The organism is Shinella zoogloeoides, assembly GCF_003574625.1.
Lineage (GTDB): Bacteria > Pseudomonadota > Alphaproteobacteria > Rhizobiales > Rhizobiaceae > Shinella > Shinella zoogloeoides_A.
The window spans coordinates 1-14991 of sequence record NZ_QNUJ01000002.1; the positions used below are offsets into that span (position 1 = coordinate 1).

The 14991-nt window shown below is 64.0% G+C and carries 15 protein-coding genes; 6 read left to right on the forward strand and 9 right to left on the reverse strand.

Annotated features, from left to right (window positions below):
* Positions 1-104: 104 nt before the first annotated feature.
* Genes DSD28_RS03485 through DSD28_RS03495 form a run of 3 tightly spaced genes read right to left on the reverse strand, consistent with a single transcriptional unit; the run spans position 105 to position 2684 of the window.
* Positions 105-1349: a M20 family metallo-hydrolase gene (locus tag DSD28_RS03485; protein ID WP_119254979.1), complete on the reverse strand. Its 1245-nt coding sequence runs from the start codon at positions 1347-1349 to the stop codon at positions 105-107.
* The gene (locus DSD28_RS03490) at positions 1346-1876 is read right to left on the reverse strand and encodes an L-2-amino-thiazoline-4-carboxylic acid hydrolase (RefSeq protein ID WP_119254980.1); all 531 of its coding nucleotides are present in this window, start codon (positions 1874-1876) and stop codon (positions 1346-1348) included. Before DSD28_RS03490 ends, DSD28_RS03485 begins: the two co-directional genes overlap by 4 nt.
* A 34-nt stretch (positions 1877-1910) precedes the next feature.
* Entirely contained in the window at positions 1911-2684 is a 774-nt protein-coding gene (locus DSD28_RS03495) for a maleate cis-trans isomerase family protein (protein ID WP_119254981.1), read from the reverse strand.
* A 122-nt stretch (positions 2685-2806) separates the two neighbouring features.
* Here DSD28_RS03495 and DSD28_RS03500 point away from each other — a divergent pair, with 122 nt between their 5' ends.
* Positions 2807-3679, forward strand: coding sequence for a LysR family transcriptional regulator (locus DSD28_RS03500; protein WP_119254982.1), 873 nt, complete (start codon positions 2807-2809; stop codon positions 3677-3679).
* Between the two features lie 162 nt (positions 3680-3841).
* Here DSD28_RS03500 and DSD28_RS03505 read toward each other — a convergent pair whose 3' ends face one another.
* From DSD28_RS03505 to DSD28_RS03525, 5 genes are all read right to left on the reverse strand, one after another.
* Positions 3842-5329 carry an HAL/PAL/TAL family ammonia-lyase gene (locus DSD28_RS03505; RefSeq protein WP_119254983.1) on the reverse strand — a complete coding sequence of 496 codons (1488 nt, stop codon included), beginning with the start codon at positions 5327-5329 and terminating at the stop codon, positions 3842-3844.
* On the reverse strand, positions 5326-6102 hold the full coding sequence (locus DSD28_RS03510; protein ID WP_119254984.1) for an ABC transporter ATP-binding protein: 777 nt from the start codon (positions 6100-6102) through the stop codon (positions 5326-5328). The genes DSD28_RS03505 and DSD28_RS03510 overlap by 4 nt, the downstream gene beginning before the upstream one ends.
* Before the next feature lie 14 nt (positions 6103-6116).
* A complete protein-coding gene (locus DSD28_RS03515; protein ID WP_119254985.1) occupies positions 6117-6824 on the reverse strand; it encodes an ABC transporter permease in 708 nt (235 codons plus the stop codon).
* Positions 6824-7549 (reverse strand): ABC transporter permease, encoded by a 726-nt coding sequence (locus DSD28_RS03520; RefSeq protein WP_119254986.1) that lies wholly within the window; start codon positions 7547-7549, stop codon positions 6824-6826. The genes DSD28_RS03515 and DSD28_RS03520 overlap by 1 nt, the downstream gene beginning before the upstream one ends.
* A 91-nt stretch (positions 7550-7640) precedes the next feature.
* A complete protein-coding gene (locus tag DSD28_RS03525) occupies positions 7641-8483 on the reverse strand; it encodes a transporter substrate-binding domain-containing protein (RefSeq protein WP_119254987.1) in 843 nt (280 codons plus the stop codon).
* Positions 8484-8657: 174 nt separating this feature from the next.
* Between DSD28_RS03525 and hutC the strand changes: the two genes are divergently transcribed.
* From hutC to DSD28_RS03550, 5 genes are all read left to right on the forward strand, one after another.
* Entirely contained in the window at positions 8658-9413 is a 756-nt protein-coding gene (gene hutC / locus DSD28_RS03530) for a histidine utilization repressor (protein ID WP_119254988.1), read from the forward strand.
* A gap of 308 nt (positions 9414-9721) precedes the next feature.
* Positions 9722-10582 (forward strand): FAD binding domain-containing protein, encoded by an 861-nt coding sequence (locus DSD28_RS03535; protein WP_119254989.1) that lies wholly within the window; start codon positions 9722-9724, stop codon positions 10580-10582.
* Positions 10582-11058, forward strand: a complete 477-nt coding sequence (locus DSD28_RS03540) for a (2Fe-2S)-binding protein (protein WP_119254990.1) — start codon at positions 10582-10584, stop codon at positions 11056-11058. The genes DSD28_RS03535 and DSD28_RS03540 overlap by 1 nt, the downstream gene beginning before the upstream one ends.
* 2 nt (positions 11059-11060) lie before the next feature.
* Positions 11061-13313: a xanthine dehydrogenase family protein molybdopterin-binding subunit gene (locus DSD28_RS03545; RefSeq protein WP_119255435.1), complete on the forward strand. Its 2253-nt coding sequence runs from the start codon at positions 11061-11063 to the stop codon at positions 13311-13313.
* A 9-nt stretch (positions 13314-13322) separates the two neighbouring features.
* A complete protein-coding gene (locus DSD28_RS03550; RefSeq protein WP_119254991.1) occupies positions 13323-13568 on the forward strand; it encodes a MoaD/ThiS family protein in 246 nt (81 codons plus the stop codon).
* A 199-nt stretch (positions 13569-13767) separates the two neighbouring features.
* On the opposite strand, the gene DSD28_RS03555 is transcribed toward DSD28_RS03550, so the two are convergent.
* Positions 13768-14991 carry a metal-dependent hydrolase family protein gene (locus DSD28_RS03555; protein ID WP_119254992.1) on the reverse strand — a complete coding sequence of 408 codons (1224 nt, stop codon included), beginning with the start codon at positions 14989-14991 and terminating at the stop codon, positions 13768-13770.

Sequence of the window (14991 nt, forward strand, 5' to 3'; positions counted from 1 at the left end):
GCCGTTCACGGCGATCGCCTGCGAATAGGGCCCGATGGCCGCCGGCGCATCGGCGGCGGTGACGGCGCTGAGGCCTGCCTTGAGATCGGAAGTGGAAACCATCGTCAGCTCCGTTCTGGATGGAGTTCGTCGGCGCGAAGCACGCTTCGCAGCAATAGGTCAGCACCCTCGGCGCATTGCTGCGGCGAGGAGAATTCGCGTTCGTTGTGCGACAGGCCCTCGCGCGAGGGAATGAAGATCATCGCCGCCGGCACCCTGCCGGCGACATGGGCCGCATCGTGGCCGGCGCCCGAAACCATGTCGATGGCGGAAAGACCAAGCGCCTCCGCCTCCTGACGGATCACCCTGCGCAATGCCGCATCGAAGACGACCGGCGCCTTGCGCCAGACGACGGAGACCTCCGCCCCCGGCACGAGCCGCCCGATTTCGGCGGTCAGCGCCGCCTCCATCGCCGCAAGCCCTACCGCCTCGGGATGACGCATGTCGATTTCGAGGCGAACCTCGCCCGGCACGACATTGCGTGAATTCGGCATCGCATGGATATGGCCCACCGTGGCAACGCCCGGCAGATGTTTCAGCGCGACGGCCTCGGCGGCAAGCGCGACCTTCGCCGCCGAAACCAGCGCGTCCGCGCGCAGGTTCATCGGGAAGGCGCCCGCATGGGCCTCCGTGCCGCGGATGCGGACATCCAGCCAACAAAGCCCCTGCACGCCGCTGACGACGCCGACAGCGCTGCCCTCAGCCTCCAGCACCGGACCCTGTTCGATATGCAGTTCGAGATAGGCCGCGAGCGGCAGGTGCCCCGGCGCATGCGCGCCGCGATAGCCGATCGCCGACAGCGCCTCGCCCACCGTCACCCCGTCCTTGTCCTTGCGGGCAAGGATCGTTTCGAGATCGTGCACACCGCAGAAGACGCCGGATCCCATCATGGCCGGCGAAAAGCGGGAGCCCTCTTCGTTGGTCCAGTTGATGACCGTGAACGGATGGCGCAGCCGCCGCCCGGCGGCATGGAGCACCCGCAATATCTCCACCCCGGCCAGCACGCCGAGGATGCCGTCGAAACGCCCGCCGGCCGGCTGGGTGTCGAGATGACTGCCCACGGCGATAGCCGCAAGGCCGGGCTCCGTGCCGGGCAAGGTGGCGAACATGTTGCCGACACCATCGACCTCGATGGTGCAGCCGAGCGCCCGGCATTCCGCGGCGAACCAGCCGCGCACCTCGCCGTCGCTGGCGCTGAGTGCGAGCCGGTTCATGCCGGTCTCGCCATGAGCGCCGATGCGGGCAGTCGACAGGATATCGGACCACAGTCGCCCGGCATCGATGGCGAGCGCAGACGGGACTGCCGTCATTCACCGGTCTCCTGCGGGGTCTCGTGGAAACGGTACTTGAAGTCGCAATGCGAGGCGCCCTCCATCACCGTCTGCGTGCGCTCCAGGGTGATACGCGGATCGTAGCCGGTGCAGAACACGCCGTCGCGGTTGCAGGACAGGAGGTGACCGATATGGCCGAGGCCCATCTCGCGATAGGTCTCGGCGTAGCGACATCGCTTGACGTTGTAGTGGAATTCCTCGTCCGTCGCCCTGGTGACCTCGATGACGAGGGCGTCGTCCTGCGTCCACAGGTCCTGCAGTTCCTGGAAGGTGCGCAGCGTCGTGCCGCCGGGCGTCTTGGCTGCGAAGTCCTTGCCGGCCTTGATCGCCGCCTTGCGGATGGCGGTGTCGAGGATGGACTGGGCCGTCTCCTCGCCGACCTGCCGGCGCATCTCCTCGTAGATCGGCGCGATGATGCCCGCCTCGATCCTGCGGCGGGCGAGAATGCCGATCTCGCCATCCATGGCCGCCCGGGAATCGGGGCGTTCGTTCTGCGTATCCGTCATGGTCGTTCTCCTGATCCGGGCGGCGTGGCCGCCGCTACTGCATCCACAGGCGCCCGGCACCGGGCACGGTCTCTTTCTCACCGGCCTTCCGCAAGGCATCCCAGGCGAGCGCCTGATTGCTGGTCACCACCGGCTTGCCGATCGCCGCCTCCACGGCATCGATGATGCCGGAGCAACGCAGCGCCGTGCAGGACAGGAACACCGCCTCCACATCTAGCCTGCCGATCTCGACGGCGGACCGCAATATGTCCTCCTCGCGAATGCGGGCGATGGAGACGTCGCTGTCCTGGTGGAAGCTGGCGCGGGCCGCGATATCGAGCCCGTTGGCGGCAAAGAAGCGCTCGACGCGCTTGTTGACCTCAGTGCTGTAGGGCGTGACGAGGCCGATCCGGCTGACGCCGAGCGCCCCGAAGGCGGCAAGGCTGGCGGAAACGGGATTGCACACCTTCACGCCGGGCCGCACCGTCTCGACGATATCGGCGATCCGCTCCGGCCCGATGACCATGGAGCCCGAGGTGCAGCCGAAGGCCACGACGTCGAGGCGGTCTTCCGGCAAAAGCAGCTCGACCGCCCGCGGCAGCGCGTCTGCCATCGCCGCAAGGCTTTCCGGCGACACGTCCCGCGCCATCGGAATGCGACTGGAATAGACCTCGACGCCGGGCAATGGCAGGAAGCGACGGACCTCGGGTTCGATGACCGTATCGTTCGCCAGCACGACGAGACCGATCGCCGCGCGAGCCGCCGGCCCGCCATCGAGAATGCAATCGAGCGGCACCCAGCCGCGGCGATCCCTGCCCATTTCCAACATTCGCGTCCTCCCTCGATATGGTCCATGATCTTGACCCATCGAAGGATGGCGCGCGGGGCTAATCGATAGAAGCGATATTTGACCATGGATTGAACGATAAACTTCATATATTCTCGCGCGCCATGGATACCTCGCTGCTGAAATGCTTTCTCACCCTGGCGGATACGCAGAGCTTTTCGGAGGCCGCCGAAAGGCTGAACATCACGCAATCCACCGTCAGCCATAAGATCGCCCGGCTGGAGACCCATCTCGGCAAGCAGCTCTTCGAGCGCACGACGCGCACCTGCACGCTGACCTCCGACGGACGCGAGCTGATCGAATATGCAACGCGCGTGGTCCGCTCCGTCGAGGAGATGGAGCAGAGCTTCAAGCCCGACCTCCTGACCGGCACCCTGGTGGTCGGCGTGCCGGACGACCATTACCTCTTCGTGCCGCTCACGGTGGCGCTCAAGAATTTCATGCTGGAGAAGCCGCGCGTCGGCGTCGAGATCCGCGGCGGGTTGTCGAGCGACCTGACGCGGGATCTGCGCCAGCGCAACATCGACCTTGCCGTCATCCGGGACGTTCCCGCCGTGCAGGACGGCGACGTGCTGTGCACCGAGAACCTCGTGTGGATCACCGCGCCGAACTGGGTGCCGCCGAGCGACGGCGTGGTGCCGCTGGCGCTGGTGCGCGGCCCCTGCGCCTATCGCGGCGCGGCGCTTGCCGCACTGGAGCAGAACGGCATACGCTGGAAATGCATCGTGACCTGCACCAGCCTGCAAGGCGTCTTCGCCGTGGTGCGCGCCGGGCTTGCCGTGGCCGTCGTTACGGAAGGCGACATCGGCAGCGGCGTCAAGGCTTCTCCGGCCGGCAGCTTCCTGCCTCCCCTACCCGGTTCGTCGCTCACCATCCGCTATGCCGACAAGCAACCCACCCTCGCCGCCCGCGCCCTTGCCCGCACGATGGGTGACGTCCTCACGCAGATGGCCCGTGAGGCTGCGCCACAGTCGTGAAAGGAGGAAGCCAGATTCGGCGGAAGAATGAACGCGCCGTCCGGCACCGGAACCAGCGTGACCAACGCTATTGAACGGATCCGAACCGAAGTATCCCTCAAGTGCAACGGGTTCGATCCTCGACCAGAGTCCTTTGGCTCCGCCGGTACGATTCTTCTCGGGCTAGGTTGCCGGATCTTCTCCGGCGATCAACGTCCGCAGCGCTTCGATATCGGCGCCGAGCGGCCGGTCGTCCTCGTAATGCGCGACGTTTTCACGGACCATGGAATACACGGCCTGCGTGCCGGCGGCACGTTCACCCATTCCCGTCAGGAAATCATGCGCCTGTGCCGCCGCCATCAGCTCGATCGACAGGATATGTTCCGCATTGTCGAGGATGGCCAGCAGCTTGTTGGCCGCCGCCGTCGGATGCGCGAGAAAATCTTCCTGCAGGCCTGAAGTGATGCCGCCATCCATCGCGGCGGGCGACGCCAGTCGGCGGTTTTCCGTGCTGAGCGCCGTTGCCGTATATTGCGCGATCATGAAACCGGAATGGCTGCCGGCGTCACTGGCCAGGAAAGGCGGCAGGCCGCTGACCAGCGGGTTGACCAGACGGTCCATGCGCCGCTCGCTCATGGCCGCGATCTGGGCGATTGCGACCGCGAGGCTGTCGGCCGCCTGCCCCAGTGCCGGCGCGACGGCATGGGCCTGCGAGGACACGACCGGCTGTTCGGGCGTACCGGAAACGGCGGGATTGTCGGTAACGGACGCCAGTTCGCGATCGACGATGGCGCCGCTCTGCTCGAAGACGTCCCAGGCCGCGCCATGCGCATGGGGAACCGCACGCAGGCTGAGGGCATCCTGCGTGCGCCTTCCGACGGCCGCCGCGACCAGGCCGCTTCCGGCGAGGCGCGCACGCAACGTCGCGCCGACCTTGGCAATGCCCGCGGACGGCCGCAGGGCGAGAACCGCCTCGTCGAAAGCCGCCATCTGGCATCCAGCCGCCTCAAGCGTCAGCGCGGCGATCACATCGGCCCATTCGAGCAGCCGTTCGGCGCGCGACAAGGCAAGCGAGGCCAGACCGGTCGCGCAGGCCGTGCCGTTGACCAGGCTCAAACCCTCCTTGGCCTCCAGCACCAGCGGCGAAAGGCCGATGGTCGCGAGTGCCTCGCGGCCGGTCATGCGTTCACCTCGCACGGCGGCATGCCCCTCGCCGATCAGGACGAGCGCGGTATGGGCATTGTGGGTAAGGTATCCCGCCGACCCCTTGGAGGGCACATCGGGAATGCAATCCTTCGAAAGAAAGGCTGCGAGATGGCTGACGACCGCCGGACGCACGCCGGAATGGCCGTGGCAGAAATTGGCGATCTGCGCGGCGATGATCGCGCGAACCTCGCGCGGCGCCAGCAGCGGGCCGACACCGCAGGCATGGCTCAGCACGATGTTGCGCGAAAGCCGGCTCTGCGATGCGATATCGACAACCGTATCGGAAAGCGCGCCGACGCCCGTATTGACGCCATAGGCACGGATGCCGGCAGTCACGATGGCGTCGACGATCTCTCTTGCCCGTGCGAGACGGGCGGTCGCCCGCTCGGAGAGGACCAACGTTTCCCCCTCGCCGATCCGCGCGACCTCCCGCCAGGAAAGCCCGTTGTCGAGAACGACGCTCATTGACCGCTGCCGAAATGGCCGATGAACTGCCGGAAGGCCGGCGATGCGCCGCCGCCGAACATCTCGTCGGGCGTGCCGCTGCTGTCGACGAGGCCCTGGCGCATGAAGACGACGCGGTTGGACACGTTGCGCGCAAAGCTCATTTCATGCGTGACGACCAGCATCGTCATGCCCTCCTCGGCCAGCGCGCGCATGACGCGCAGCACTTCGCCGACGAGTTCCGGATCGAGCGCCGAGGTCGGCTCGTCGAACAGCATGACCTTCGGCTTCATGGCGAGCGCGCGGGCGATGGCCGCGCGCTGCTGCTGGCCGCCCGACAGATGGGCCGGATAGGCATGGCGCTTGTCGGCGATGCCGACCTTTTCCAGCAGCGCCTCAGCCTCGGCGATGCATTCGGCCTTGGGGCGCTTCAGCACATGGACGGGTCCCTCGATGATGTTCTGCAGGATCGTCATATGGGACCAGAGATTGAAGCTCTGGAACACCATGCCGAGTTCGGAGCGGATATGATCGACCTGCCGCTGGCTTGCCGGGCGGCTCTGGCCGTTCTTCTGCACCATGCGGATCTGCTCGCCGTCGACGAAGATCTCGCCGGAGGTCGCCGTTTCCAGGAGGTTGATGCAGCGCAGGAAAGTCGATTTGCCGGAGCCGGAGGCGCCAAGCAGCGAAATCACGTCGCCGTCCTCGGCATCGAGCGAAATGCCGCGCAGCACTTCATGATTGCCGAAGCGCTTGTGAATGTCGCGGACGGAAAGGCGGGTCACACCAGGCATCGGTCGGGCCTCCCTCAGGCTTTGACTGCCGACGGCGGGGCCGCGCGGCGATGTTTCGAGAGCGAACGTTCCAGCAGCGCCATGGCCTGCAGGATCAGGAAATTCAGAACGAGATAGATGAGCGCGGCGCAGAGGAAGACCTCCATCGTCCGGTAGGTCTGCGAAATCAGGCGCTGTGCGACGCCGGTGACCTCCCAGACGGTGACGAGGCTGGCGAGCGCGGTCGACTTCATCATCAGCACGATTTCCGTCGAATAGGCCGGCAGGGCATGACGGAAGGCGATCGGCGCGATGATGCGGCGAACGAGAAGGAAGCCCGACATGCCGATCGCACGGGCCGCCTCGATCTCCTTCGGCGAGACGGCGCGGATGCCGCTGCGGAAGATTTCCGCGGAGTACCCCGCCGTGCAGAGCGCCAGCGACAGCACGGCGCAGACCACCGGCTCGCGCAGGAACGGCCAGAGGAAGGAATAGCGGATGACGCCGAACTGGCCGAGCCCATAGAAGACGAGGAACATCTGGATCAGCAGCGGCGAGCCGCGGAAGACGAAGATGTAGCCCTTGGCGAAGCCGGAGAGAAAGCGGTTGCCGGAAACACGCATCGTGACGATCACCAGTGCCAGCAGGCCGCCGAAGAACACCGAGAGCGAGAACAGCAGGAGCGTCGTGGGCACGGCTGCAAGCAGCGTGGCCATCGCGGAGGAAAGAAAGGCGATATCCATCAGGCCTGCCCCATGGCTGCGGCCGGCATGCTGCGGTTTGCGCGCCGTTCGGCACGGTTGAACAGCCGGTCAGAAAGGCTCGTAAGCACCAGGTAGAGAATGCCGCCGACGATGTAGAAAAGGAAATACTGCCGGGTCGAACCCGCCGCCACCTGGCTGGTGCGCATCAGTTCGGCAAGGCCGGTGACGGAGATCAGCGCGGAATCCTTGAGGGTGAGCTGCCAGACATTGCCGAGACCGGGAATGGCGAAGCGCAGCACCTGGGGCATGACGACACGGCGCAGGCGCAGCATGCGGTTCATGCCGATCGCCGAGGCCGCCTCGAGTTCGCCCTTGGCGATGGCGAGATAGGCGCCGCGATAGACTTCTGCCTGGTAGGAGCCGGAGATGATGCCGACGGCGAGCGCGCCGGCGGCAAAGGACGGCAATCCGAGGAACCCTTCATACCCCATCCACTGACCGACGGCCGTGACGGCCGAAGAGCCGCCGAAATAGATGAGATAGATGATCAGCAGTTCCGGCACGCCGCGAAAAACGGTCGTATAGATATTGCCGAGGCTGACCAGCAGCAGGTTGCCCGACAGTTTCGCAATGGCTACCACGGTGCCGAGCACGGCCCCGATCAAGAGCGCCGTTGCCGTCACTGCGAGCGTCATCAGCGTGGCGACCAGAAGCAGCGCGCCCCACCCGTTCTGGCCGAAGCCAAGGAGTTCCAAGGTTGTCATGTCCGTGTCCCGTCGATTGCGGCATCAAGACAAATGCGCCCCGGGCTTCCAGCGGCCTGCCGGAAACCCGGATCGCGACGACGTATCCCGCCTATTCCTGCGGGCTGACGTCCACCTTGAACCACTTCATCGACAGCTCCTTCACGGTTCCATCGGCAAGCGCCGACTTGATGGCCTCGTTGAACTTGTCGCGCAGATCCGTATCCGCCTTGCGGATGCCGAGACCTTCGCCCTCGCCCCAGATCGGGCCGACGATTTCCGGGCCTGTGAAGGCGAGCGCGCCGTTGGCGGCGGCAAAGGCGTTGCCGAAATAGACGGCATCGTCGAAGCCGAGGTCGATGCGGCCGTTCTGGAGGTCCAGATCGCGCTCGGCGCCGGTCTTGTACTCCCGGACTTCAGACGTCGCGCCGAAATTGTCGTAGATGAACTTCGCGTAAACGGTCGCCGCCTGGATACCGATGGTCTTGCCCGCGAAAGCTTCCTTCAGAGCCTCGATCTCCTTCACGCCGGTCTGGCCGGACGTCATCTTGATGATCGCGCCCGTTCCGGTCGCGTTTGCCACGGGGCTGTCCGCCGCCGTCGCGAAAGCCGCCGGCGTTGCGGCATAGGGGATGGTGAAATCGATGACCTTCTTGCGCTCTTCGGTTATCGACAGCGCATCCATGATCACGTCGAACTTGCCGGCATTCAGTGCCGGGATCATGCCGTCCCAGTCGGACGCGACGAGCGTGCACTCGATCTTGGCGCGTTCGCAAAGCACCTTTGCAAGCTCGGGCTCGAAGCCGCCGAGCGTGCCGTCCGCATTGGTAAGGTTCCAGGGCGCATAGGCGCCTTCGAGCGTGATAGTGGCTGACTTCCAGTCCTTGGCGAGGACGGGAGCAGAAAGCGCGGCAAAAGCGGCCACGCCGGCAAGAAAGACTTTCCGCAGTTCCATTTGAGGGCTCCTCTGAGGTTCGTTGAGCATTATTGCTTGCCGATTCTTCGCCGGCTTGCCACCATCGCATTCGCTCCGGGGAGGTTGTATATGGTACCATAGGAGAAAATCTGTGTTATGCAAGATGCATATTTGTTTTTTTGACAATCGAGTTCGACGCCAGGGAATTCAACGATGAAACGTAGCCATGAAATGCGGGACGAGCTGGCGGCAAATGATACGACGCCTCTCTATGTCGGCGTCAAGCAGATCATTCTCGACAGGATTCGCAGCGGGGAATGGCCGCCGAAGCATCGCGTTCCTTCGGAGAACGAGCTCGTGGCCGAACTCGGCGTCAGCAAGATGACAGCCAACCGCGCCCTGCGCGAACTCGCAAGCGAAGGCGAACTCGTTCGAATCCAGGGCGTCGGCTCCTTCGTCGCCGAGCCCAAGGGCGTATCGACCCTGTTCGAGGTCCGCAATATCGCCGACGAGATTGCGGAACGGGGCCACACCCACGAAGCGAGGGTGGTCGCGCTGGCGGAAGCCTCCGCGCCCCCGGATGTTGCCGATGCCCTGGGCCTGGAAATCGGGGCACCCGTCTTCCATTCTCTCATCGTGCACAGCGAGGAAGGCGTGCCGGTGCAGATAGAGGACCGCTATGTGCACCCCGGCGTAGCGCCCGACTATCTCGGCCAGGACTTCTCGGCCACCACGCCGAATGCCTACCTGTCGGCCATAGCCCCCCTCAGAGGCTCCGAACATGTCGTCGAGGCGACGATTCCGCAGCCTTGGGAATGCAAGCTGCTGATGATCCTGAAAACCGAGCCTTGCCTGATGATCCGGCGACTGACCTGGTCGGATCGCAGCATCGTCTCCATCACGCGCATTATCTATCCAGGGCAACGATATCGCCTTGAAAGCCGCAGCGGCACCAAACCTATCCCGTAATTGTATATGGAACCACTTCTGGCCGCGCATCCAGAGATATCCCGCCCGCGCCCGCGCATAGCCATGGCCGAAGAGGGACCGCATGTAGGCCGTATCGAAATCGTCGGCACCCTGCAACCGCGATAACCATCACCGTATTTTGACCGGACTTGCGCCAGCCGCTTCCCTGAATGTCGGACCCGACTTGTATCGAACCAGCGCATCCCATAGCGTTGTCGAGCGACGGCAAGAGCCGTATCGTCGCAGCGGCGTTTGCAACGGATTGCAAGCTCCCATCCCGACCCGACTTCATCACGAGGAGAAGCCCTTTGCGCTATGTTCGCCCAGATTCGCTGGAGGATGCCATTGACCTGCTGGCTGAAGCGTCAGGCAAAGCCGCGATATTGGCCGGCGGGAGCGATTTGCTGGTGAGAATGAAAGGAGGGTTCATCGAGCCTGACCTTATCATCGATATCAAAGGCGTGGATGCCCTGAGATGCGTGAGCGAAAACGACGAAGGTTTCGTCATAGGCTCCGCAGTGCCTTGCGCCGTTCTGGGCGAGAATGCAGCGCTCAGGCGCGCATGGCCGGGTGTTGTCGAGGGAGCGACCCTGATCGGTTCCAAACAGGTACAGGGACGCTGTACGATCGTCGGGAACCTCTGCAATGCGTCCCCCGCGGCTGACAGCGTGCCCGCCCTCGTGGCCGCTGGCGCCAAGGCCCTGATCAGAGGGCCAGCCGGTTCCCGTACGATCGCTGTCGAAATGATACCGGTCGGCCCCGGCAGGACATCGCTTGCGCCCGGCGAGATCATCGAAGCCATTCTGCTCGACAAGCGCCGGCCGCATTCGGGCGACGCCTACCAACGGTTCACACCGCGAACGGAGATGGACATCGCCGTCGTCAGCACCGCGGTAAATCTCACCCTCGACGATCAGGGCGTCGTCGAGGAAGCGCGCGTCGCGCTGGGCGCCGCGGCGCCGACGGTGCTCCTGGTCAAAGAGGCGGCCGATATCCTGATCGGTTCCCGTGTCGATATCAGCACGCTGGACCGCCTCGCCGAGGCCTGTTCCAGCGCCTGTCGCCCGATAGACGACAAGCGAGGCACTGTGGAATTCCGAAAGAAAGTCGCGGGTGTGCTGGCCAAGCGGGTCGCGCTGACCGCCTATCAACGTGCAGGACAAAAGTGATGGCAGGCATAGCAGTTTCGACGACAATCAATGGCGATCATGCCGAGTTCCTCTGTCATCCCGACGAGACGCTGCTTGAAGTGCTGCGCGAACGCCTGGGGCTGATGGGCGTAAAGGAGGGTTGCGGCACGGGCGACTGCGGCGCCTGCAGCATCGTCCTCGACGACCGGCTGGTTTGCTCCTGCCTGGTGCTCGGGGCCGAGGCGGAAGGCCGCCGGATCGCCACAGTAGAGGGCATGGCGCAGGGCGACAGGCTTCATCCCCTGCAACAAAAGTTCCTCGAGCATGCCGCTTTGCAGTGCGGCATCTGCACACCCGGCTTTCTCATCGCCGCCCAGGATCTGCTGGCCAAGAATCCGGATCCCACCGAAGAGGAAATACGCTTCGGCCTTGCCGGAAATCTCTGTCGTTGCACCGGCTATGACAAAATAGTGCGTGCGGTTCAGGACGCGGCCAGCGTTATGAGAGGAGCATGACCATGAATTTCGATCCCCGCCACGCGACGCGCAGCTTCTCCTCCGTCGGCACGCGGCCGATCCGGCCCGACGGCATCGACAAGGTGACGGGCCGCGCGCGCTATGGTGCCGATTTCAATATGCCCGGCCAGCTGGTCGGACGGATCTTGCGCAGCCCGCACGCCCACGCCGTCATTCGCAGGATCGACACGTCCAAGGCCGAGCAACTTCCCGGCGTCAAGGCCGTGGTGACGGCGGCGGACCTGCCCGACCTCACGAGCGGCGATGCCGCCATGTATGACATTCTCGATAACTGCATGGCGCGCAGGAAGGCGCTCTACGACGGGCACGCCGTGGCCGCCGTGGCGGCGATCGATGCACGCACCGCCAGACAGGCGCTCAAGCTCATCGAAGTCGAGTATGAACTCCTGCCGCACGTCACCGACGTCGACCAGGCATTTGCCGCGGATGCTCCGCTCATCAACGACACGATCATCACGACAGGCGTCGATCCGAAGCCGGATCGCGCTTCGAATGTTTCGATGCGCAGCCAGTTCGGACATGGTGACATCGATGCCGGCATGGCAAAGGCGGATTTCGTGGTCGAGCGGACGTTCAAGACCGAACAGACCCATCAGGGCTATATCGAGCCTCATGCCTGCGTGGCCAATGTCAGCCCGGACGGCACGGCGGATCTGTGGGTCTGCACGCAGGGCCACTTCGTCTATCGCCAGCATTGCGCACAACTGCTCGGCATGGATGCCTCCAAGCTGCGCGTAACGTCGTCGGAAATCGGCGGCGGCTTCGGCGGCAAGACGCATGTCTGGGCTGAACCCGTCGCGCTCGCGCTGTCGCGCAAGGCCGGCAGGCCGGTCAAGCTGGTCATGACGCGCGACGAGGTATTTCGCGCGACCGGCCCGACCAGCGCCACGTCGATCGACGTGAAAATCGGCGCGATGAAGGACGGAACGATCGTCGCCGCCGATGCTACCCTCCGCTATTCGTGCGGCCCCTATGCGGGATCCTGGGCCGAGGTCGGCGCCATGACCGCATTTGCCTGCTACAAGCTCGAGAATGTCAGGACCGTCGGCTACGAGGTGCTGGTAAACCGGCCGAAGACGGCGGCGTATCGTGCGCCCTCCGCGCCGATGGCGGCGTTTGCGGTGGAAAGCGCCATAGACGAGCTTGCCGGGAAGGTCGGCATGGATGCCGTGGACTTCCGCATCAAGAACGCGGCGCAGGAAGGGACCAAGGCATCCTATGGTCCGGTCTACGGCCCGATTGGCATCGGCCCGACACTGGAAGCTGTAAAGAACCACCCGCACATGAAGGCGCCCCTCGGCAAAAACCAGGGACGCGGCATGGCGTGCGGCTTCTGGTTCAACTTCGGCGGCCAGACATGTACCGACCTGAATATCGGAATGGACGGCACCGTCTCGCTTGCGGTCGGTACGGTGGATGTCGGTGGTTCGCGCGCATCGCTCTCGCTGGTGGCGGCAGAGGAACTCGGGATCGACTATGCGCAAGTCAGAGCGGTGATCGCCGATACGTCGAGCCTCGGCTACAATGACATGACGGACGGCAGTCGCGGCACCTTCTCGTCCTCGATGGCCACCATTTCTGCCGCTCGCAACGCGATCAAAGTCCTTCGCGCGCGTGCGGCGCAGATGTGGGACATCCCGGTCGAGGACGTGGCCTGGGAAAAGGGCCATGCCGTCGCCAAGGGCGAAACGCATGGAAATCTTCCGAATCTGTCATTGAAGGAGATTGCGGCTGCATCGGGCACCACCGGCGGCCCGATTGCCGGTCATAGCGAAATCGTGGCGGATGGCGCTGGCGTGTCCTTCGCGACCCATATCTGCGATATCGAGGTCGATCCCGAAACGGGGGCCACCAGGGTCCTGCGCTACACCGTGGTGCAGGACGCCGGCAAAGCCGTGCATCCGACCTATGTCGAGGGGCAATACCAAGGCGGTGCCGCGCAAGGCATCGGCTGGGCGCTCAACGAAGAATATATCTATGGCAAGGACGGCCGGCTGCAGAATGCGGGCTTTCTCGACTACCGCATACCCGTATGTTCGGATCTGCCCATGATAGACACGCAGATCCTCGAGATCCCCAACCCCAATCACCCCTATGGGGTTCGCGGCGTCGGGGAAACCTCCATCGTCCCCCCGCTTGCGGCGGTGGCCAATGCGGTGTCCAATGCGGTGGGTGTGCGGATGCAACATATTCCCATGTCGCCGCCGCGGATTCTGGCGGCGCTTGAGACGTAAGGAGGCCCGATGGTCGAGGTAACGCTCTGGGGTGCGCTCGCCGCAGCGGCCGGGGGCACCAGCAAGGTCGAGATCGAGGCGAGAAACATCAGGGAACTGTTCAAGAGGTTAAGCGAACGGTTCCCTGGGCTCGCGCCGCTGATGGATCGCGGGATCGCAGTCGCGATAGACGGGACGATCTATCGCGACACATGGTCGAAGGAACTGCCAGCGGGAGCGGAAATCTATCTTCTGCCGAGGCTGGCTGGCGGGTAATGCGGCAACCGGTCGCGTCGAAGGGGCATTTGAACGCATGGGACCCAGCGTGACTTCCCAGATATACGCACCGCGTGCGCGGTCATCATTGCCTTTCTGCCAACTCGTCAGATTCTAACGGAGACACCGGGGTCGCATGCCGGCAGTTTCCCTATTGGCTTAAGCAAGGAGAGGGAAAGGGGCAGGAATCCCGGACGCCCTACATGACGTTCCGGTAGATATCTCCATCTTTCATGATCATCGACAGCTTGGAGGGATCCTGGAGAAGGCCCAAATCCTCCAAAGGGTTGCCGTCGACGACAAGAAGATCGGCGCGCAAACCAGCGCGAACCCTGCCGATCTGATCTTCCATCTTGAAGAGCTCCGCTGCATAGCTGGTCGCCGATCGGATGACCTCGATCGCCGGAAGCACTTCACCGCGGATCTTGAACTCCATGGATTGGTGACGGTGGATCGGCCCGATAAGGTCAGTGCCGTAAACCATCTTCACGCCGTGGCGCCGGGCGACCTCCAACTGGTTCGACCCGATATCCAGAACATACTTGATCTTCGCGTGCAGTTCGGGCGGCATCCCGATCTCCAGGCCCTCCTCCCACATCGTCGTATATGCGACGAGCGTCGGCACCAGGATGGCGTTCCGCTCCTTCATCAACATGGCCGTCTCATCGTCGAGGAAGTTGCCATGCTCGATCGAGCGGACGCCGTTCCTGACAGCGTGCTGGATGCAGCGCGCGGTATAGGCGTGAGCCATGACGTATTTGCCCGCATTTTCCGCCTCCTCCACGGCGGCGCGGATCTCTTCGCCCGAAAACTGAACGAAGTGAATCGGGTCGGTATAGGAAGCGATTCCACCGCCCACCATCAGCTTCACCTGACTGGCGCCTCGGCGAATTTCGTCGCGAGCGGCAAGGCGCACCGCATCCACGCCGTCGGCAACCCGACCGAGGCTCGGGACATAGTAATGGCTGTCGAATTCCGTTTCGCCGACGCCGCGCATGTCGCCGTGACCGCCGGTCTGCGAGATCGCCTTGCCGCTGTAGAGAATGCGCGGGCTCGGAATGAGTTTTTCCTCGACCGCGCGGGCAAGGCCGAAATCCGCGCCGCCTGCGTCGCGGACGGTGGTGAAGCCGCGCATCAACATGCCCTCCAGAATGGGCATGGCTCTGAGTGCGGTGTAGAATGGCGACCACTTGGTGAGTTGCAGGAAGCTGTTGATCGGCACGATCACATGGACGTGGGCGTCGCAAAGGCCCGGCATCAGGACCTTTCCCTTTACGTCGATCACGTTAGCATCAGAGGCAGTCAGTCTGGGTTCGCCGATTTCGGAAATTCTCCCTTCATCGACAAGGACGTCGCGCTCTTCCAGCAACGTTCCTGCGTCCACATCAAGGATCGACGCGTTCTTGAAAAGGGTCCGGCTCAT